Below are 20,147 nucleotides of genomic sequence, written 5' to 3' on the forward strand. Positions count from 1 at the left end.
GTTTGACGCACCGCATTCTCATCGTTGACGATGACCTTCATATACGCGAGGTCATCCGTGTTGCACTAAAGAAAGCCGGAATGACCGTCTTTGAAGCGCGCGACGGCAAGGAAGCGTTGACCCGCTTTGCCGCCGACAAGCCGGATCTGATCATCCTGGATATCGGCATGCCGGAATTCGACGGCCTGGACGTCTGCCGCGAAATAAGGAAAGCCTCAGACGTTCCGATCCTGTTTCTCTCCGCGCGCGACGACGAGATCGATCGCGTACTGGGTCTGGAGATCGGCGGTGACGACTATGTCACCAAGCCCTTCAGCCCGCGCGAACTCGTAGCGAGGGTAAACGTCATCCTGCGCCGCATCACTTCGCGCGGGCAGGACGCAAAGGCATCCACTGCCACGCTGTCGCAGGGCAAGTTGTTCGTCGATCCCGGCCAGCATATTGCCGAGTTTGCGGGCAAGCCGCTGCGCCTGACGGCCATCGAGTTTGGAATCCTCAGGGCATTCCTGACACGGCCAACGCTCGTTTTCAGCCGCGAGCAGATCATGAGCGCCGCCTATCAGCTCAACATCCAGGTTTCGGATCGCACCATCGACAGCCACATCCGCAATATCCGCGCCAAGCTGTCCGCCGTGAACTGCGACACTGTCATCGAAACCATTCACGGCGTTGGCTTCAAGCTCGGGCGATGCGAGCTCCAGGCATGATGCCTCGCAAGGCTGAAAAATGGCGGCCGTCGGTAGGACAGGTCATTTTTGCCGCGCTCACCGCTGCGGCGACACTGCCGTTGGTCGGACTATTCTTCTTCCGCCTCTATGACAACCAGCTCATTCACCAAACCCAGGCCGAGCTGATCGCGCAAAGCCGGGTGCTTGCCGCGGTCTATGCGCGGGAAGTGGAAACTCGCCTTAACGCCGGCATTGCGCTCGGCGCCGAAATTCCGCCCGAGGCGCGCCTGGGCCGGGAAGACCAGCTTACGCCGATCCGACCCGCGCTCGATCTCGCTGCCGGCGCCGACCTGCTTCGGCGGCGGCCTGACGCACTTCCGGCAAGCGCACCCGCATCGCAACCCTATGTCGAGATCGGCTCGCGGCTGACGCCGATTATCCGGGAAACCCAGAAAGTCACGCTGGCCGGCTTCCGCATCCTCGATCCCCATGGCGTCGTGATAGCCGGCCGCGACGAGATAGGCCAATCGCTCGCTCATATCGAGGAGATAGCCACAGCGCTCAAGGGACAATACCGGGCGGCCCTGCGGATTCGCAAACCCGACAAGCCTCCTCCTCCGATCTACTCGATCAGCCGCGGCGTCGGCGTCCACGTATTCTCGGCAATGCCTGTCATCGTCAACAACCGTGTCGCAGGCGTGATCTATACGTCGAGGACCCCGAGCAACATCTTCGATCACCTCTATCAGGAACGCGGCAAGTTCATTCTGGCGGCACTTGCGGTTGTTTTCGCGACCATCGTTATCGGCCTGGTATTCTCCCGAACCATCACCCGCCCGATGCGCGAGCTGGTCGATCGCGCCGCGCGCATCAGCCGTGGCGATCGCGATGCATTTCGGCCTCTCGCCCATTACGGCACGCGCGAGTTTGCCCAGTTGTCGCACAGTTTTCTCGACATGGCCGAACAATTGTCGCGGCGGTCGGATTACATCGCGACCTTCTCGGCCCACCTTACCCACGAATTGAAGTCGCCGCTGACATCGATCAAGGGTGCTGCCGAACTGCTGCTGGATTCCCTGCAGAGCAAGACAGACACCCTCACCCGGATGGAGCAGAAGAACTTCATATCGAACATTCTGGGGGACACCGGGCGCCTGGAAGCCATGACCCGGCGCTTACGCGAGCTGGCGCGCGCCGAGGCCGCGCCGCAGAATGAGCAGACCGAGCTGTCGCAGGTGATTGGCGGGTTAAAGAGCCGGTTTCCGACACGCGCGATCGACGCAACGGGGTGCCTGGACCGCTCGATCGGCATGTCCAGCGAAAAGGCGCTGATCGTGCTGTCGCATCTGACCGACAACGCCATCCGTCATAACGCCAAGGCCGTGCGGCTCGAAGCGGCTGAGGAAAACGGATCCGTCAGGATGATCGTCAGCAATGATGGAGATCCGATATCCGAAGCGAACCGGGAGAAGATCTTCGACGCTTTCTTCACCACGCGCCGCGACACCGGCGGCACGGGAATGGGACTCTCGATCGTCCAGGCTATCATGACCAGCCATGGCGGATCGATCCGGCTCCTGCCGTCCGACAAGGGCGTCGCGTTCGAACTGCTGTTTCCGGCCGCCTGAAGTCCGTCAGCAAGTCTATCGGCGAACCGCTGCACTCGCAGTGAGAGCCTTTCTCCCCGCGAAGATGTTCAGACCGTGGAGGGAGAGGCTACAGCATCGGCAAACCCCGCGGCTTGGGGCCGCGTGGAAAAGCCTTGTCGAGGGCGCCAATCTCGGCCTCGCTCAACTTCAAGTCCCCTGCCCGCGCATTCTCGGCCGCGTGTTCCGCGCTGGAGGCTTTTGGAATCGCGAGCACCGACGCCGTGCGCGTGAGAAACGCCAGCGCGACCTGGCGCGGGGTCGCCTCGTGTGCATCGGCAATCGCCTGCAGCACCTCGCCGCCCTTGCTGCGCGGCGACGGAAAGTCATTGTGGCCGAACGGCGAATAGGCGACGACGGCGACGCCATGCCTCTCGCACCACGGGATCACGGCATGTTCGATCGCGCGCTCTTGCAGATGATAGAGCACCTGGTTGCAGGCGATCTTGCCCTCGCCCGCGATATCGACGAGTTCATCGAGATCATCTGAATCAAAATTGCTTACGCCCCAGGAACGGATCTTTCCGCTCGCCACCAGCTCCTCGAACGCCGCCACCGTCTCCTCGAACGGATAGGAGCCGCGCCAGTGCAGCAGGTAGCAGTCGAGATAATCGGCCTTCAGCCGCTTCAGCGAGCGCTCGCAGGCGGTGATAGTGCCGCGGCGCGAGGCGTTGCTCGGCAACACCTTTGAGACCAGGAAGAGCTTTTCCCGCGGCAGCTCCGCGATCGCGTCGGCAATCACGGGCTCAGCATCGCCATACATCTCGGCGGTGTCGATATGGGTCATACCGGTTTCGATGCCACGGCGCAGCGCAGCGATGGCCGCCTTGCGGTCGCCGCGGTCGAGATACCAGGTGCCCTGGCCGATCACGGAGACGTCGGGGTTATCGGTGCCGCATTTTCTTTTCTGCAAGGTCGCGCCTCGTTCGTCCATGGAGCCGCGCGGACCATAGACGAAACGGGCGATGATGTCCCCTCAAACGTCGTCCCGGGCAAGCGAAGCGCGACCCGGGACACATAACCACGGCCGTTCATGGTTGCGCCGTGCTGGGGCTACAGCACACACACCACACACGGCTGTGGTTATGGGTCCCGGCTCAAAGCCGGGACGACGCCCGTGTGCGTGGCGCGCTTGACAGCTCAATAATTACTCGCCGTCGCCTCGTTCGGGATACCTTCGATCGGGCACTCGTCGGTGCCGACGGTCGAACGCGTCATCGCTTCGACCATCTCACGCGTCCCTTCGGGGTCCGCGATCCATTTCGCATAGAAATCGTAGGGACAGGCCGCGACGCCGCGCGCGCCTTCGCCGGAATTGATCATGCCGGTATAGCCGCGGTGCAGCAGCTTGAAGAGATGGTTCTGCGACTGGCCGTTGCGGCGCGCGTCGCGGATCAGGCTCTTCGACAATCCCGCGTACTGAATGCCGTATTCCTCCTCGCCGGTCTCGCCGAGCGTGCGGCCGTCGAAGCCGATGATCGCGGAGTGACCGAAGTAAGAGTAGACGCCGTCAAAGCCTGCAGCGTTGGCGACCGCGACATAGACATTGTTGGCCCAGGCCATCGCCTTGGAAATCAGGATCTGCTGTTCCTTGGCGGGATACATGTAGCCCTGGCAGCGCACGATCAGTTCGGCGCCCTTCATGGCGCAGTCGCGCCAGATCTCCGGAAAGTTGCCGTCGTCGCAGATGATCAGGCTGATCTTCAGGCCCTTGGGGCCCTCGGAAACATAGGTGCAATTGCCTGGGTACCAGCCTTCGATCGGTACCCACGGCATGATCTTGCGATACTTCTGGACAATCTCGCCCTCGTCGTTCATCAGGATCAAGGTGTTGTACGGCGCCTTGTGCGGGTGCTCCTCGTGGCGCTCCCCGGTGAGCGAGAACACGCCCCAGACTTTTGCCTTGCGACACGCTTCGGCGAAGATCTCAGTCTCATCACCCGGGACCTGCGAGGCAGTCTCGTACATCTCCTTGGAGTCATACATGATGCCGTGGGTGGAATATTCCGGGAAGATCACGAGATCCATCCCCGGCAGACCGAGCTTCATGCCGACGATCATGTCGGCGATCTTGCGGGCGTTGTCGAGCACCTCCGCCTTGGTATGCAGGCGAGGCATTTTGTAGTTGACGACGGCGACGCCGACCGTGTCATTGCTGGAGGAAATGTCACCGTGAAGCATTGGGATCGCCTCTTGTTCTGGTTTGAGTTCGATGGATCGAGCCTCAGTGGCTGATCATCCAGGGCCGCGCGGTCGGAAAGCCCTTGGCGCCGCCTCTGGTCTTGGTCATCAGCCGTGCCGGCTTCTTCTTGCCGGTTGAACAGCAACCACAGCCGGGACCGTGCGAAGCCTTGTATTCCGCTAATGTCTTCGGCGCATGGGCGCTACGCTCGTTGGTGGCAATCGCTTTCCGCTTGTCCGAAGGCATGCAGAAGAACGCCGGCGCGGTCAGGATCACGCGCGGCGATTCATTCTCGCAATTCGGGCAGTCCTGCGGGTCGTCGCATTCGGCCATCGGCCGCATATCCGTGAACGGGCCGCAATCGTTGCAGAGATATTCGTAGACGGGCATTGAACTTCCTTAGGGCGAATAGCGAATGGATATGTTCGTCGTGGATGCGGGGCGGCCGACACGCGGAGCCGTCCCGCATCCTTCGCGCTGGATCATTTATCCGGCGAGATCGGCATCTGGATGTCACCCTTGATGTGTTTGATGGGACCTGCCGACGACGGCATGATGTCGAAGTCGAATATCTCGGTCGGCAGCCACAGCGTGGCGCAGGCGTTGGGCACGTCGACGACGCCTGAGATGTGGCCCTGGCACGGCGCGGTGCCGAGGATCGAATACGCCTGAGCGCCGGAATAGCCGAACTTCTTGAGATACTCGATCGCGTTCAAACACGCCTGGCGATAGGCGATGTGGACGTCGAGGTAATGCTGCCTGCCGGCCTCGTCGACCGAGATGCCCTCGAAGATCAGATAGTCCTTGTAGTTCGGCGTGATCGGCGATGGCTTGAACACCGGATTCTTGATGCCGTATTTGGCAACGCCGTCCTTGATGACATCGACCTTCAGATGCAGCCAGCCGGCCATTTCGATCGCGCCGCAGAAGGTGATCTCGCCGTCGCCCTGGCTGAAGTGCAAATCGCCCATCGACAGCCCACCGCCCGGCACATAGACCGGGAAAAAGATCTTCGAGCCGCGCGACAGATCCTTGATGTCGCAATTGCCGCCATGCTCGCGCGGCGGCACCGTGCGGGCGCCTTCGGCGCCCACCTTGGCCTTGGCATCGCCCTTGGCGCGGCCGGCATGCGCGGTCGCGGCGAACGGCGGATTGGCAAGGCCCGGCACGCGCGTCGGATTGGTCGCGATCAGCGCGGTCTCGCGCTCGTTCCAGGTCGCCAGCAATTTCGGATCGGGCAGACAGCCGATCAGGCCCGGATGGATCAAGCCAGCAAAATTTACGCCAGGCACGTGGCGCGACGAGGTGTAGAGACCCTTGATGTCCCAGATCGATTTCTGCGCCAGCGGGAAATGGTCGGTAAGGAAGCCGCCGCCGTTCTGCTTGGAGAAGAAGCCGTTGAAACCCCACAGGCTTTCCTTCAACGGACCGACATCGAGCAGATCCACCACGAGCAGATCGCCGGGCTCGGCGCCTTTGACGCCAATCGGGCCGGACAGGAAGTGCACGATCGAGAGGTCGATGTCGCGCACGTCATCGGCGGAATCGTTGTTCTTGATGAAACCGCCGGTCCAGTCATAGGTCTCGATGATGAAATCGTCGCCCGGATTGACCCACGCCACGATCGGAATATCGGGATGCCAGCGGTTGTGAATCATGTCGTTGTCGTAGGCCGATTTCGAAAGATCGACCTTGATCAGTGTCTCTGGCATCGATAGCTCCCCTTTTAGACAGCACGGTTTGCGGGTTTACACGGACAGGAATTTCGAGACTTGCGCGGCATCGACGCTGTCGCGCGGCTCGTCGCGGACGATCTCGCCGTTCTCGATGACCAGCACGCGGTCGGCGATATCGAGCGCAAAGCTCAACACCTGTTCGGAAACGACGATCGACAGGCCGCGCTCGTCGCGGATGCGCTTCAGCGTTCGCGCCATGTCCTTGATGATCGACGGCTGGATGCCCTCGGTCGGCTCGTCCAGGAGCAGCACTTTTGGCTTGGTGGCAAGCGCGCGGGCAATCGCGAGTTGCTGCTGCTGTCCGCCGGAAAGATTGCCGCCGCGCCGGCCCTTCATCTCCAGTAGCACCGGGAACAATTCGTAGATGTCCTCGGGCACCTCCGAGCCGCCCGACACCACGAGGCCGGTCTCGATGTTCTCCTTTACCGTCATGGTGGAAAAGATCATGCGGCCCTGCGGCACGTAGGCGAGGCCCTTGGCGACGCGCTCGTAGCTTGGCAGCTCGCTGAGCTCGGCGCCTTCCATGCTCACCGAGCCGCTCTTGGTCGGCACGATGCCCATCAGCGACTTCATCAGCGTGGTCTTGCCCATGCCGTTGCGGCCCATGATCGCGACGATCTCGTTGGGCGCGATCGAGACGTTGAGGCCGTGCAGCACCTCGCTTTGGCCGTAGGCGACGTGAAGATTGGAGATAGCCAACATCGACGCGCTCCTTAGTGACCCAGATAAACTTCGATGACCTTGGGATCGTTCTTGACCTTCTCCATCGTCCCCTCCGAAAGGATTTGGCCCTGGTGCAGCACCGTGACCTTGTGGGCGATGTCCTCGACGAATTTCATGTCGTGCTCGATGACGAGCACCGAGCGATCCTTGATGATGCGGTTCAACAGTTCGGCGGTCTTCGCGCGCTCGCTGACGCTCATGCCGGCGACCGGCTCGTCGAGCATCAGCAGTTCCGGATCCTGGATCAGCAGCATGCCGATCTCCAGCCATTGCTTCTGGCCGTGGCTGAGCTGATCGGCATAGGTATCGAGACGATCCTTCAGGAAGATCATCTCGGCGACTTCCTCGATGCGCTGCTTGACAGCATCATCGCGCTGGAAGGTGAGCGAGCCGAACACGGTGCGGCCGCGCGGATAGGAAATCTCCAGGTTCTCGAACACGGTCAGATCCTCGAACACCGACGGGGTCTGGAACTTGCGCCCCACGCCGGTCTGTACGATCTGGTTCTCCTTCAGCTTCGTCAGCTCCTTGCCGCGAAACTGGATCGAGCCTGAGGTCGCCTTGGTCTTTCCGCAGATCAGGTCGAGCACAGTGGTCTTGCCGGCGCCGTTGGGGCCGATGATGACGCGGATCTCGTTCTCCTCGACATAGAAGGAAAGATTGTTCACCGCCTTGAAGCCGTCGAAGGAAACCGTGAGGGCCTCGACCGCGAGCAGGAAGGGTTTGGGCTGGTGACCGATGAGCATGATCTATCTCCTCATTTCGCCAGTGTGGCATCGGCAACCGAGATGACCGATGAGCATGATGTTCTCCTCACTCTGCCGGGGCGCCGTCGGCGACCGAATTGCTGGTCCAGCCGCCGGACTTCCTCTTGATCGAGCTGATCAGGCGATCGATGCGCGACTGGACGTGATCCGCCCAGATGCCGGACAAACCGTTCGGGAAGGCCAGCACGACCGCGATGAACAACGCGCCCAGCCCGAACAGCCAGAGCTGTGGAAACGATTCCGAGAGCGTCGTCTTGGCGAAGTTCACCAGCAGCGAGCCGTATACCGCGCCGAAGATCGACATCCGGCCGCCGACGGCAGTGTAGATCACCATCTCGATCGAGGGCACGATGCCGACAAAGGACGGCGACATGAAACCTACTTCGAGCGTGAACAGCGCACCGCCGATCGCGGAAAAAATGGCGGCGGCGCAGAAGGCGAAGATCTTGAAATTGGCGACGCTGTAGCCGGAGAAGCGGACGCGATCTTCCTGCTCACGCATCGCCACCAGGATACGGCCCAGCTTGGTCAGGCGGATGAACTGTGCAGTGACGATGCAGCCGAACAGCAGAACCACCTCGACAAAGTACAGGATGAACTTGGCGTGGTCGGTGCGGATATCCCAGCCGTTCAGCGTGCGCAGGTCGGTGATGCCGTTGATGCCGCCGGTGTAGCCCTGCTGGCCGACGATCAGGATGGTGAGGATGGCGGCGATCGCCTGCGTAATGATCGCGAAATACACGCCGCCGACCCGACGCTTGAACATCGCGGTGCCGATGATAAAGGCGAACAGCGTCGGCACCAGAACGATCGCGAGCAGCGTAAGCGGGAAGCTGTGGAACGGTTTCCAGAAGAACGGCAGCGCAGTGATCTGATTCCAGTCCATGAAATCGGGGATGCCCGGCGTCGACTGGATTTTTGTATTTTCGACGCTCGACGCCTCGAGCTTGAGAAACATCGCCATGCAATAGCCGCCGAGGCCGAAGAACATCCCCTGCCCCAGGCTCAAAATACCGCCATAGCCCCAGCACAGCACCAGGCCGATGGCGACAAAGGCATAGGTCAGATATTTGGCGACCAGGTTGAGGCGAAACGCATCCAGCGACAACGGCAGGATGAGGAAGAGCAAGAGTGCCAACGTCACGAAGCCGATAAGTTCGGAGCGATTGAAGAAGCGCGAGTTGATGATCATGACCGTGCTTTCTCGTTCTTACTTGCGAACCTTGAGGCTGAAGAGACCTTGCGGCCGCAGCATCAGGATTCCGACGACGGCGAGCAACGTGAGAACCTTGGCCATCGAGCCCGACATGAAGAATTCGAGCGTCGATTGCGTTTGCGAGATCGAGAAGGCCGACGCGATGGTGCCGAGCAGGCTCGCGGCGCCGCCAAACACAACAACCAGGAACGTGTCGACAATGTAGAGCTGCCCGGAGGTCGGACCGGTCGAGCCGATCATGGTAAAAGCGCTTCCCGCTATTCCGGCAATCCCGCAACCGAGGCCGTAGGTGTAGCGATCGACTTTTTCGGTATTGATGCCGACGGCGCCGGCCATGATCCGGTTCTGCACGACCGCGCGGACCTGCCGTCCCCAGCGCGACTTGTAAATGACGTAAGCCACCGCGCACGTGATCGAAACGGTAAGACCCATCACGAAGATGCCGTTGATCGGCACCTCGATGCTGTCGGTCACCTTGAGCGAGCCCAGCATCCACTGCGGCAGCTCGACGCCGACCTCGCGCGCGCCAAAGACGGAGCGATAGGCCTGCTGCAGTATGAGGCTGAGGCCCCATGTGGCGAGCAGCGTGTCGAGCGGGCGCTTGTAGAGATGACGGATCAGCCCCCACTCCACCAGCATTCCGAGCGCGCCGGAGGCGAGGAAAGCCAGCATCATCGCGACAAAGAAATAGCCGCTGAAAAGACCTGGCAGATAGCTCTGGAACAGATTCGACGTCATCCAGGTGACGTAGGCCCCCAGGATCATGAACTCGCCATGCGCCATGTTGATGACGCCCATCTGGCCGAAGATGATGGCAAGGCCGAGCGCCATCAGCACGTAGACGGAGAACAGGATCAGGCCCGCAAAACCCTGCATGACGAAGATGGAGCCCAGATCGCCAATCGAATAGTCGCCGAACATCTGACTTCTCCGCCGGAGGAAGGTCCCGCGTCGCGATAAAATTCGCGACGCGGGGTCGTGAAGCGCGGATTGACGGTCCACGCCAGGGAGTGGTTTGAAAGTTGCGGGAAGACTCCGCGCTTATTGGTAGCCCTTCGGGAACGGATCGGGCTCGATCAGGTCAGCGGTCTCGAAGATCAGCTCGAACTGACCATCGAGCTTGGCGCGCCCTACTCGGGTCTTCGACCAGAGGTGATGGTTTTCATGGATGCGCACGTAGCCTTCGGGCGCCTCCTTGAATTCCACGCCGGCCGAAGCGGCTGCTATCTTGTCGACGTCGAAGCTGCCAGCCTTCTCGCAGGTCAGCTTCCACAACCACGGACCGAGATAGCCGGCCTGCGTCACGTCGCCGATCACGGTCTTCTCGCCCCACATCTTCTTGAAGGCGGGCACGAACGTCTTGTTGTTGGCATTGTCGAGCGACTGGAAGTACTTCATGCAGGCATAGGCGCCCGCAATGTTCTCGCCGCCGATGCCGTCGATTTCATCTTCGGTCACCGAAATCGTCAGCAACGCCTGTTTCGACAGGTCGACGCCGGCCGCCTTGAGCTGCTTGTAGAAGGCGACGTTCGAGCCGCCGACCACGTCGGTGAAGATGACGTCGGGCTTGGTCAGCTTGATCTTGTTGATCACCGAATTGAACTGGGTGCTGCCGAGCGCGTAATATTCCTCGCCGACGACCTTGCCCTTCAGTACGTTCTCGACGTGCTTGCGCGCGATCTTGTTCGAGGTGCGCGGCCAGATGTAGTCCGAACCGATGAAGAAGAACGATTTGGCGCCCTTCTCCTTGGCGATCCAGTTCAGGCCGGCGAGGATCTGCTGGGTCGCTTCCTGGCCGGTGTAGATGACGTTCTTGGACTGCTCGAGGCCTTCGTAGAAGGTCGGATAGTACAGCATGCCGTTGTACTGCTCGACGACCGGCAGCACCGCCTTGCGCGATGCCGAGGTCCAGCAACCCATGATCGCTGCGACCTTGTCGTTGACGAGAAGCTTCTTGGCCTTTTCCGCAAAGGTCGGCCAGTCGCTGGCGCCGTCTTCCTGGATGAACTTGATCTTGCGCCCGAGCACGCCGCCGGCGGCGTTGATCTGTTCGATCGCGAGCTTTTCGGCCTGGATCGAACCCGTCTCCGAGATCGCCATCGTGCCGGTGGCCGAGTGCAGGATGCCGACGGTGACCTCCGTATCGGTGACCGCGAGCCCCGTGGTGTTGACGGTGGCGGTTGCGGGACCTGCCCCGAATGAGGGCCGTGGAAGGATCGAAACGAGCGGCAGCGCCGCCGCGCCCATCAGCAGTTTGCGGCGAAGCGGAGACCGCAGGCCCTTGTTTGGTTCGTCTGACATGAGCACCCCATTTTTTGTTCGAGAACGCTTATTGGTCAGGCGAGGATTGCCCAGAATTGTGCACCGCACAGATACGTGGGATTGCGTATATTGCACCGCAAAATAGCGACGTAGGTTTTGGTACGGAGTTTGCTGGGCCAAGCGGGTCGGTCGAACTGGGCAGGAGCAGCGGGTGGCAGGGCGGCAGCGGATAGACCGCGTCAGGCGCCAATATAACCAATGGGTCGCCAACCAGACGTTGGAAGACTACGCGCTGCGCTTCACCGCCAAGAGCGCGAGGCGGTGGTCTGCCGCCCGCGTCGCCAATACCGCGCTTGGCGCGATCTCCTTTCTGGCGCTGGAGGCGATCGGCGGCACCATTACGCTTAATTACGGCGCGGCCAACGCCACATCAGCTATTCTTGTCGTCAGCGTCATCATCTTCCTCTGCGGCCTGCCGATTGCCTATCATGCCGCAAGATGCGGCATCGATATTGATCTGCTGACCCGCGGCGCCGGCTTCGGCTATATCGGCTCCACCATCACCTCGCTGATCTACGCCTCCTTCACCTTCATCTTCTTCGCGATCGAGGCGGTTATCATGGCCGCGGCGCTCGAGATGTGCTTCGGCATCCCGCGCCCGATCGGCTATCTCATCAGCGCCGTCGTCATCATTCCCTTGGTGACCTACGGCATCACCCTGATCAGCCGCTTTCAATTGTGGACGCAGCCGATCTGGATCGTGCTTCACATCCTGCCCTTCGTGGCGATCGCCTATGCCAACCCGCAATCGTTCACCGAGTGGCGCAAGTTCGCCGGCGAGCATGGCGACGCGGGCGGCCATCTCGATCTGCTGCTGTTCGGCACCGCCGCGTCGGTAGTGTTTTCGCTGGTTGCACAGATCGGCGAGCAAGTCGACTTCCTGCGGTTTCTGCCGCGTGATCGCCGGACCTCGCGAACGTCATGGTGGATCGCGCTGCTCAGCGCCGGCCCCGGCTGGATCATTTTCGGCGCGCTCAAGCTGCTCCTGGGCTCTTTCCTCGCCTACTTCGCGCTGAGCCATGGCGTCTCCAGCGAGCAGGCCGCCGAGCCGGCGCACATGTATCTCGAAGCGTTCCGCTACGTGCTGTCGCAGCCCGATCTGGCGCTGGCGCTGACCGGCACCTTCGTCATTCTCTCGCAGATCAAGATCAACGTCACCAACGCCTATGCCGGCTCGATCGCCTGGTCGAACTTCTTCTCGCGACTGACCCACAGCCATCCCGGCCGTGTGGTGTGGCTCGTCTTCAACGTTCTAGTGGCGCTGCTGTTGATGGAAATCGGCGTCTACAAGGCGCTCGAGCAGACGCTGGCGCTTTATTCCAACGTGGCGATTGCCTGGGTCGGCGCGCTGGTTGCCGATCTCGTCGTCAACAAGCCGCTCGGCTTGCGCCCGCAGCACATCGAGTTCAAGCGCGCGCATCTCTGCGATATCAACCCGGTCGGCGTCGGCGCGATGACGATCGCGACCATCGTCTCGATCTCCGCCTTTTACGGCCTGTTCGGCCCGACGGCGAAGGCGCTCTCCGCCTTCGTGGCGCTCGCGGTTGCCTTCGTCACCGCGCCCCTGATCGCATGGGCGACCGACGGCAAATATTACATCGCGCGCAAGCCGAAGCGGAGCTGGCAGAACCTCGAATCGATCCAGTGCTGTATCTGCGAGCATTCGTTCGAGCCGGAGGACATGGCCTCCTGCCCCGCCTATGCCGGGCCGATCTGCTCGCTGTGCTGTTCGCTCGATGCGCGCTGCCACGATCTCTGCAAGCCGCATGCGCGGGCCGGCGCGCAGGTCTCTGACATGCTCGGGAAACTGTTGCCGGAGGCGATCTACACGCGGATCAATTCGCAGTTCGGGCACTATCTCGGCGTGTTCGCGGTCTCCGCGGGTCTGGTCGGGCTGACGCTGGGGCTGATCTACCTGCAGACCTCGGCGGCAATGCCGGTCGAAAATTTTGCGCTGTCGGACGTGCTGTGGAAGGTTTTCTTCGCGCTCACCATCATCATCGGCGTGGTGGCATGGCTGTTCGTGCTGGCGCAACAGAGCCGCCGCGCGGCGGAAGCGGAGACGCGGCGGCAGACCGCGCTCCTGATCCAGGAGATTGATGCGCATAAGCGCACCGACGCCGAGTTGCAACGCGCTAAGGAAGTCGCGGAATCGGCAAACCTTGCCAAGAGCCGCTATGTGGTGGGGCTGAGCCATGAGCTGCGCTCACCGCTGAACGCCATCAGCGGCTATGCGCAATTGCTGGAGCAGGATTCCAGCCTCCCCGCAAAGCCCCGCGACCAGGTGCGCGTGGTCCGGCGCAGCGCGGACCATTTGTCGGGACTGATCGACGGCATCCTCGATATCTCCAAAATCGAAGCAGGCCGGCTTTATCTGTCGCGCGACGAGGTCCGCCTGAGCGAATTTCTCGATCAGCTCGTCGGTATGTTTCGCGTTCAGGCCGCCGCCAAGGGCATCGACTTCATCTTCAAGCGACCTTCGGTGCTGCCGCTCGTCGTCTATGCCGATGAGAAGCGGCTGCGGCAGGTTCTGATCAACCTGCTGTCTAATGCACTGAAGTTCACGCAGACCGGAAACGTGCAGTTCGTCGTGCATTACCGCAGTCCCGTTGCAGAATTCGAGATCATCGACACCGGGCCCGGCATCCAGCCTAACGACCTCGAACGTATCTTCGCACCCTTTGAGCGCGGCGCGCTCGGCGTCTCGCAGCCGCAGACCGGCACCGGGCTTGGGCTGACCATCAGCCGGCTCCTGGCGGGCGTGATGGGCGGCGACATCAAGGTGACGAGCCAAGTCGGCAGCGGAAGCACGTTTCGCGTGAAAATCCTGCTGTCGGAAGTCACCAATCCGACGCGGATCGCGCCGGTGGAGGCGCCGATCTTCGGCTATCACGGCCCGCGCAAGACGATCCTGATCACCGACGACGATCCGACCCATCGCGATCTCCTGCGCGAGGTGCTGACGCCGCTCGGCTTCATTTTGCTCAGCGCGCCTGACGGACCCGGCTGTTTGGCGCTGGCGCAGCACTGCCGGCCTGATCTGTTCCTGCTCGACATCTCGATGGCCGGGATGGACGGCTGGACGGTGGCGGAGACGCTGCGTGCCGGCGGCCATCACCAGGCGCGCATCCTGATGGTGTCAGCGAGCGCGCTCGAAGCGCATGGCGCGCCCCTGGCGCAACCTTTCCACGACGGCTACCTGATGAAGCCGATCGATATTCCCAAGCTGCTCGAAACCGTCCGGCAATTGCTGAAGCTCGAATGGCAGTATGAGGCAGGCGAAGTCCCTGCCCCCCATTGGAGGCCGGAGACCGGCTCGCGGCCGCCAGTGAAACATGTCGAGGAACTGATCGGGCTCGGGCAACTGGGTTACGTCCGCGCGATCCAGGTCAAGCTCGACGAGATCGGAAATGACTACCCCGAACATGCCGACTTCGTGTCGCAAATGCGCGCATTGGTCGACCGCTTCGATCTCGATCAGTACATGGCGACCCTGAAAGCGCTGCATAGCTATGATCATTGAATCAAAAAAGCGCGACGTCGCCCTCGTCGTCGACGACTCGCCCGAGACGCTGCGACTATTGACCGATGCGCTCGACGGCGCGGGCATGACCGTCATGGTCGCGCTCGATGGTGCTTCCGCCATGCGGATCGTCGACCAGATCACGCCCGATATCGTTCTACTCGACGCTGTGATGCCGGGGATGGACGGGTTCGAGACCTGCCGGCGGCTGAAGCGCGACGCCGGGCTCGACCATGTTCCGATCATCTTCATGACGGGGCTGGCCGAAACCGAACACATCGTGCGCGGGCTTGAGGCCGGCGGCGTCGACTATGTGACAAAACCGATCGCGGTCGAGGAAATGCTGGCGCGCATCCGCGTCCATCTCGCCAATGCCCGCCTGACCCAGAGCGCGCGCGCCGCGCTCGACGTCTCCGGCCGCTATCTGCTCGCCGTTAATGCCGCGGGCAACATCATGTGGGCGACACCGCAGGCGCAAAAGCTGCTCTCCGACTCGCTTGCCGCCGACGGCGATGATGACGTCGCGCTGCCCGAACCGATTCCGCAATGGCTCGATGAGGCGCGCAAGGGCAAAGCCGGGGCGAAGGCCGTGGCCATGCCGACACGTCACGGCACCGAGCAGCTTCGCCTGCAATATATGGGGAAGCTCGGCGCGAACGAATTCCTGCTCCGGCTGGCGAAAGATTCCGGCGCGGAGGCGCCAGTGGAATTCTCCAGCGAGTTGGGCTTGACGATGCGCGAGGGCGAAGTGCTGTCATGGCTGTCCAAGGGCAAGACCAACCGCGACATCGCGCAGATCCTGGGACTCTCGCCGCGCACCGTCGACAAGCACCTCGAGCAAATCTATTCCAAGCTCGGCGTCGAGAACCGCACCGCCGCGGCAGCGATCGCGGTGAATGCAAGGAACCGGAAGGGGTAAAGGTGAGCGGCTGCCGCTCCCTCTTCCCGTCCTTCACGGGGAGAGCGAGAGGAGCCACCTAGTTCGCCGTCGCCAGCTTCCGCGGCTCGGCTTCGGTTCCCGCCTGCGTGATCAGCCGCTTCAATTCCGGAATGCAGGAGCCGCAATTGGTGCCGGCTTTCAGCTTCGTTCCGATATCGGCAGCCGAACGCGCGCCCGCTGCGATAGTGTCGCAAATCGTGTTGCGGCCGACGCCGAAGCAGGCGCAGACGATCGGGCCGGCGTTGGCGAGGCCATCGACCGATTTGCCCGAGAGCAGCATGCGGCGCTGGTCGTGGCCCAGTGTATCCGCGGCAAACAAGTCCTTGACCACGTTCCAGTCACCGGCGTCGCGCGCCGGACCGATGAACAGGCAGGTGTCGATACGGTCGCCGTCAAAGGATGCGGCGCGATAGACGCCGCCACCAAAGTCCTTGTATTCGGCAAGATCGTCGCGCGCGATGGATTTCAGCCAGGATTGCCAGCCTGCGACATCGGCATTGTCGGCGAACAGGTAGCCATGGCCGCCGTTGACGGCAACGCGCGCCACCCAGGCATGCGCGGGCAGTTCGAGTGGCTTGCGCGACAACGCAAAGCCGCGGAAGACGTATTCGTACGGCACGATCGAGGCCGGAGTCGCCTTGTTCTCGGGCTGGCCCGAGAACGGATCGGTGACGGGCGCTACCAGCGAGCCTACGCGCGCGCCGGTCGCATTGGCCTCGCTCCAGTGGATCGGCGCGAACAGCATGCCGCGCTGCTGGCGTTCGCTGACGATGACGCGGAGCGTGCATTGCCCGTAGTCGGTGGTGACGCGTGCGAAGTCGCCGTCGGCGACGCCGTATTTTGCGGCATCGTCCGGATGGACTTCGACGAACGGCTCCGGCAGATGCTGGCCGAGCCGCGGGCTTTCCCCCGTGCGCGTCATGGTGTGCCACTGGTCGCGGATGCGCCCGGTGTTGAGCCGTAGCGGCCGCGCCGCGGTGGTCTCGGTCCGCAGCGCCGGAGTTTCCGGCGCGACGAAACGGGCTCTGAAATCGTTGGCAAAGAAGCCGCCTTCGGCGAAGAAGCGCGCTTGCGGCTCGGTCCCTTGCCGTACCGGCCATTGCACCGGCGTCATTGCATCGAAATCGCTGTCCGACAGCGACTGCAGCGCACCGATATCGAAGTCGCGCGCGCCCACGTTCTCGAAGGCCGAGAGCGCGGCGTGCTCGCGAAAAATATCCGCCGCCGAGGTGAAGCTGAAGGCCGCGCCGAAGCCGAGGCGCCTGGCGACCTCACCCATGATCCACCAATCGGGCTTGGCCTCTCCCGGCGCGGGAAGAAACGCGCGCTGCCGCGAGATGCGCCGTTCCGAGTTGGTCACCGTGCCGGATTTCTCGCCCCAGGCCTGCGCTGGCAGCAGCACATGCGCGCCCGCGTCCACCGTGTCGTTCGAGATCACGTTCTCGGAAATCACGAACAACTCGAGCTTCTTCAGGGCTTCGCGAACACCGTCCGCGTTCGGCAGCGACACCGCCGGATTGGTGCCCATCACCCATAACGCCTTGATCTCGCCGCGCGCGATGGCCTCGAACATCTGCACCGCCTTCAGGCCCTCATGGGTGGCGATGCGCGGCGCCTTCCAGAACCGCCGCACGCGATCGATATCCGGCGGCGTGAATCCCATATGGGCGGCGAGCTGGTTGGCAAGCCCGCCGACCTCGCGGCCGCCCATCGCGTTGGGCTGCCCGGTCAGCGAGAACGGCGACGCGCCCGGCAGGCCGATCCGGCCGGTCGCGAGGTGGCAATTGAGGATGGCGTTGACCTTGTCGGTGCCCTGCGCCGACTGGTTGACGCCCTGCGAATAGAGGGTGACCACCCGCGGCGTGCTGGCAAACACCTGGAAGAACGTCGCAACGTCCTCCTCAGGCAAGCCGGTCGCGAGCGCCGTAGCCCCGATGCTTCCGGCGATGCTGCGCGCGCGGGCAATAGCATTGTCGAAGCCGGTGGTGTGGAGTTCGATGTAGTCGCGGTCGAGCACGCCGCTGTCCGCGAGGTAAACCAGCAACCCGCTGAACAACGCTGTATCCGTGCCCGGCCTCAATCCCAGGAACAGATCGTCGTCGCCGACGGTGTCAGTCCGGCGCGGGTCGATCACGACGATGCGCGCACCGCGCTTCTGCTTGTTGACCAGCATGCGCTGGTACAGCACCGGATGGCACCAGGCCGCATTGGAGCCGACCAGCACCAAGAGGTCGGCCTCGTCGAGATCCTCGTAACATCCCGGCACGGTGTCGGCGCCAAAAGCGCGGCGGTGGCCGGCGACGGACGAGGCCATGCACAGCCTCGAATTGGTGTCGACGTTGGCGCTGCCGACAAAGCCCTTCATCAGCTTGTTGGCGACGTAGTAGTCCTCCGTCAGCAACTGGCCGGAAAGATAGAACGCAACTGCGCCCGGACCGTCGCGCGCGATGATGTGGTGAAACCTGTGCGCGACATGGTCCAGCGCGTCGCTCCAGGCCACCCGCTCCATGGTTCCTTTGCCGCAGCGGATCATCGGATAGAGCAGCCGGTTCGCTAGCCCGAGCGTCTCGCCAAGCGCCGAACCCTTCGAGCACAGCCGGCCGAAATTGGCGGGATGGTCGGGATCGCCCGAGATCGCCGCCCCGCCCCGCCCGTCCGGCGTCGCCAATATTCCGCAGCCCACGCCGCAATAGGCGCAGGTGGTTTTGACAGCGCGGAGATCGGGATCGACGACTGTCATGCCAGCAATCCGATCATGCCGCCTCGGAACGGATCGCGAGCGAGCGGCCGAACATCATATCGGCGCGAATTCGGGCCGTCGGCTGACGCGTGCGGATCAATTCGAGATACCAAAGCGCGTCGACGACATCGCCGATCAGCACCGCGCCGGTCAACCGCCCATCCGCGATCACGAGCTTCTTGTAAGTGCCGTGGTTGATGTCGGACAGCACGATGGCCTCGCTGCCGTCGCCGCCCATGAAATCGCCGGCGGAGAACACGCTGACACCGGAAACTTTCAGATTGGTCGCAACGATGCTTCCGCTGTACGACGCTTCACGCCCGGCGAGATGCCGCGCCAGCACCCCCGCCTGCTCATAGGCCGGCTCAACCAAGCCGTAGCAGATGCCGCGATGTTCGGCGCATTCGCCGATCGCGAATATGCCGGACGCGTCGGTCTGCAGATAGTCGTCGACCACAATGCCGCGGTTGACAGAGATACCGGCTTCCCTGGCGAGCGCGATGTTCGGACGAATGCCTGCGGCAAAGATCACGGCGTCGGCCTCAAGCCGGCGTCCGTCCGCCAGTTCGACGCCTTCAACCCGCGTCTCGCCATGAATGTGCGCCGTGTTGGCGTTGAGCAGGATCTCGATGCCCTTGCTCTCGACGAGGGATTTTAATATCGCCGCCGCAGGCGCGTCGAGCTGTCGCTCCATCAGGCGGTCCATCAGATGCACCAGCGTCACCGGCGCGCCGGCCTTGGCGAGGCCATAAGCCGCCTCGAGACCCAGCAGTCCACCGCCAACCACCACCACGCGCTTTTTCTGCGCGGCCAGTGTCAGCAGCAAGTCGACGTCGCGGCTGTCGCGGAACGTGTGGACGCCTGCTAGATCGGCGCCGGCTACATTCAGCCGCAGCGGCGACGACCCTGTGGTCAGCACCAGTTTCGAAAACGGAATGCTCTCGTCGTTCTCGATCTTGAGTTCACGGCGACCGACATCAATCTCGGTCGCCACGCAGCCATATTTCAGGGTGACGCCGCGGTCGCGCCACCAGGACGCCGGCCGCAGCTCGATGTCCTGCGAAGTGGTTTCGCCGGCCAGCACCGACGATAGCAGCACGCGATTATAGGCAAGCCGCGGTTCGTCGCCGATCACGGCGACCGCGTAGCGGCCCAGGGCAGCCTTGGCCAGTTCATCGACCAGGCGGGCAGCGGCCATGCCGTTGCCAACGATGACGAGCGGTTCGCTCATGGCGCATTCCTTAGTCGGCGGCTTGAGTGCTGCCGTAGGCTTCCGAGATCATGTAACCGGACAGCGTGGTGTAGGCCGCGGTCCAGGCCGCGGCGACATCAGGCGTCCAGGCCGCGCCAAGACCTTTTTCGAGCGTCCACAGCAGCGCGCCGCCAACTACGGGATAGTGCTCGGCCTTGGCGCCGTAGCTGACGTGACGCTTTGCCAAGGCGCTGGCGGCCGGCAACACCGATTCGAGATTGCCCAGGCCGTTCACCACCACGGCCAGCGTCGTCACCAGCTTCTTGCGCTGCTCTTTCATGTCGACAGGAAACATCGCCTTCACCGTTGGCGCGACCTCGAATAGGCGATCGTAGAATATGATGGCGGCTTGCTCCGAAATCGGCGCAACTTTGGCGAAACTCTCCTGAACCAGATTGATTTGTGTTGGCACCGAAACTCTCCTCACGTGTT

General features: G+C 62.4%; 16 protein-coding genes. 4 read left to right on the forward strand and 12 right to left on the reverse strand.

The genetic code is table 11. The features are described 5' to 3' along the window. Nucleotides 1–2: 2 nt before the first annotated feature. The gene (locus LMTR3_RS30715) at nucleotides 3–707 is read left to right on the forward strand and encodes a response regulator transcription factor (RefSeq protein WP_065748713.1); all 705 of its coding nucleotides are present in this window, start codon (nucleotides 3–5) and stop codon (nucleotides 705–707) included. Continuing rightward, entirely contained in the window at nucleotides 707–2,296 is a 1,590-nt protein-coding gene (locus LMTR3_RS30720) for an ATP-binding protein (RefSeq protein ID WP_065748980.1), read from the forward strand. Before LMTR3_RS30715 ends, LMTR3_RS30720 begins: the two co-directional genes overlap by 1 nt. Nucleotides 2,297–2,384: 88 nt before the next feature. On the opposite strand, the gene LMTR3_RS30725 is transcribed toward LMTR3_RS30720, so the two are convergent. The 9 genes from LMTR3_RS30725 to urtA form a co-directional block, all read right to left on the reverse strand. Beyond that, nucleotides 2,385–3,227: an aldo/keto reductase gene (locus LMTR3_RS30725; RefSeq protein ID WP_065748981.1), complete on the reverse strand. Its 843-nt coding sequence runs from the start codon at nucleotides 3,225–3,227 to the stop codon at nucleotides 2,385–2,387. 227 nt (nucleotides 3,228–3,454) lie between these two features. Further along, a complete protein-coding gene (locus LMTR3_RS30730) occupies nucleotides 3,455–4,495 on the reverse strand; it encodes an aliphatic amidase (RefSeq protein WP_065748714.1) in 1,041 nt (346 codons plus the stop codon). A gap of 43 nt (nucleotides 4,496–4,538) precedes the next feature. Next, nucleotides 4,539–4,886 (reverse strand): FmdB family zinc ribbon protein, encoded by a 348-nt coding sequence (locus LMTR3_RS30735; RefSeq protein WP_065748715.1) that lies wholly within the window; start codon nucleotides 4,884–4,886, stop codon nucleotides 4,539–4,541. A gap of 92 nt (nucleotides 4,887–4,978) precedes the next feature. Then, a complete protein-coding gene (gene fmdA, locus LMTR3_RS30740; protein WP_065748716.1) occupies nucleotides 4,979–6,208 on the reverse strand; it encodes a formamidase in 1,230 nt (409 codons plus the stop codon). A gap of 36 nt (nucleotides 6,209–6,244) precedes the next feature. Next, nucleotides 6,245–6,934: an urea ABC transporter ATP-binding subunit UrtE gene (gene urtE, locus LMTR3_RS30745; protein WP_065748717.1), complete on the reverse strand. Its 690-nt coding sequence runs from the start codon at nucleotides 6,932–6,934 to the stop codon at nucleotides 6,245–6,247. Nucleotides 6,935–6,945: 11 nt separating this feature from the next. Continuing rightward, a complete protein-coding gene (gene urtD / locus LMTR3_RS30750; RefSeq protein ID WP_065748718.1) occupies nucleotides 6,946–7,701 on the reverse strand; it encodes an urea ABC transporter ATP-binding protein UrtD in 756 nt (251 codons plus the stop codon). Nucleotides 7,702–7,768: 67 nt separating this feature from the next. Beyond that, nucleotides 7,769–8,914, reverse strand: a complete 1,146-nt coding sequence (gene urtC / locus LMTR3_RS30755; protein ID WP_065748719.1) for an urea ABC transporter permease subunit UrtC — start codon at nucleotides 8,912–8,914, stop codon at nucleotides 7,769–7,771. An 18-nt stretch (nucleotides 8,915–8,932) separates the two neighbouring features. Beyond that, nucleotides 8,933–9,859, reverse strand: a complete 927-nt coding sequence (gene urtB / locus LMTR3_RS30760; protein WP_065748720.1) for an urea ABC transporter permease subunit UrtB — start codon at nucleotides 9,857–9,859, stop codon at nucleotides 8,933–8,935. Between the two features lie 120 nt (nucleotides 9,860–9,979). Next, a complete protein-coding gene (gene urtA, locus LMTR3_RS30765; protein ID WP_065748721.1) occupies nucleotides 9,980–11,239 on the reverse strand; it encodes an urea ABC transporter substrate-binding protein in 1,260 nt (419 codons plus the stop codon). Nucleotides 11,240–11,411: 172 nt separating this feature from the next. On the opposite strand from urtA, the gene LMTR3_RS30770 reads away from it, so the two are divergent. Together LMTR3_RS30770 and LMTR3_RS30775 are read left to right on the forward strand one after the other, a co-directional pair. Continuing rightward, nucleotides 11,412–14,783 carry a hybrid sensor histidine kinase/response regulator gene (locus LMTR3_RS30770; protein WP_065748722.1) on the forward strand — a complete coding sequence of 1,124 codons (3,372 nt, stop codon included), beginning with the start codon at nucleotides 11,412–11,414 and terminating at the stop codon, nucleotides 14,781–14,783. Next, nucleotides 14,773–15,702, forward strand: a complete 930-nt coding sequence (locus LMTR3_RS30775; protein WP_065748723.1) for a response regulator transcription factor — start codon at nucleotides 14,773–14,775, stop codon at nucleotides 15,700–15,702. Before LMTR3_RS30770 ends, LMTR3_RS30775 begins: the two co-directional genes overlap by 11 nt. A gap of 58 nt (nucleotides 15,703–15,760) precedes the next feature. Here LMTR3_RS30775 and LMTR3_RS30780 read toward each other — a convergent pair whose 3' ends face one another. The 3 genes from LMTR3_RS30780 to LMTR3_RS30790 are packed head-to-tail and all read right to left on the reverse strand — an operon-like array spanning nucleotide 15,761 to nucleotide 20,109. Continuing rightward, nucleotides 15,761–18,463, reverse strand: coding sequence for a nitrate reductase (locus tag LMTR3_RS30780; protein ID WP_065748724.1), 2,703 nt, complete (start codon nucleotides 18,461–18,463; stop codon nucleotides 15,761–15,763). Between the two features lie 13 nt (nucleotides 18,464–18,476). After that, the gene (locus LMTR3_RS30785) at nucleotides 18,477–19,694 is read right to left on the reverse strand and encodes an NAD(P)/FAD-dependent oxidoreductase (protein ID WP_065748725.1); all 1,218 of its coding nucleotides are present in this window, start codon (nucleotides 19,692–19,694) and stop codon (nucleotides 18,477–18,479) included. 10 nt (nucleotides 19,695–19,704) lie between these two features. After that, nucleotides 19,705–20,109 carry a globin family protein gene (locus LMTR3_RS30790; RefSeq protein WP_084029941.1) on the reverse strand — a complete coding sequence of 135 codons (405 nt, stop codon included), beginning with the start codon at nucleotides 20,107–20,109 and terminating at the stop codon, nucleotides 19,705–19,707. Between the last annotated feature and the right edge of the window lie 38 nt (nucleotides 20,110–20,147).

Source organism: Bradyrhizobium sp. LMTR 3 (assembly GCF_001693485.1).
Lineage (GTDB): Bacteria > Pseudomonadota > Alphaproteobacteria > Rhizobiales > Xanthobacteraceae > Bradyrhizobium.

Coding starts and splice junctions, on each gene's coding strand:
- LMTR3_RS30720 (WP_065748980.1), top strand. CDS start 707: ATGCCTCGCAAGGCTGAAAAATGGCGGCCGTCGGTAGGACAGGTCATT.
- LMTR3_RS30730 (WP_065748714.1), bottom strand. CDS start 4,495: ATGCTTCACGGTGACATTTCCTCCAGCAATGACACGGTCGGCGTCGCC.
- LMTR3_RS30735 (WP_065748715.1), bottom strand. CDS start 4,886: ATGCCCGTCTACGAATATCTCTGCAACGATTGCGGCCCGTTCACGGAT.
- fmdA (WP_065748716.1), bottom strand. CDS start 6,208: ATGCCAGAGACACTGATCAAGGTCGATCTTTCGAAATCGGCCTACGAC.
- urtE (WP_065748717.1), bottom strand. CDS start 6,934: ATGTTGGCTATCTCCAATCTTCACGTCGCCTACGGCCAAAGCGAGGTG.
- urtD (WP_065748718.1), bottom strand. CDS start 7,701: ATGCTCATCGGTCACCAGCCCAAACCCTTCCTGCTCGCGGTCGAGGCC.
- urtC (WP_065748719.1), bottom strand. CDS start 8,914: ATGATCATCAACTCGCGCTTCTTCAATCGCTCCGAACTTATCGGCTTC.
- urtB (WP_065748720.1), bottom strand. CDS start 9,859: ATGTTCGGCGACTATTCGATTGGCGATCTGGGCTCCATCTTCGTCATG.
- urtA (WP_065748721.1), bottom strand. CDS start 11,239: ATGTCAGACGAACCAAACAAGGGCCTGCGGTCTCCGCTTCGCCGCAAA.
- LMTR3_RS30775 (WP_065748723.1), top strand. CDS start 14,773: ATGATCATTGAATCAAAAAAGCGCGACGTCGCCCTCGTCGTCGACGAC.
- LMTR3_RS30780 (WP_065748724.1), bottom strand. CDS start 18,463: ATGACAGTCGTCGATCCCGATCTCCGCGCTGTCAAAACCACCTGCGCC.
- LMTR3_RS30785 (WP_065748725.1), bottom strand. CDS start 19,694: ATGAGCGAACCGCTCGTCATCGTTGGCAACGGCATGGCCGCTGCCCGC.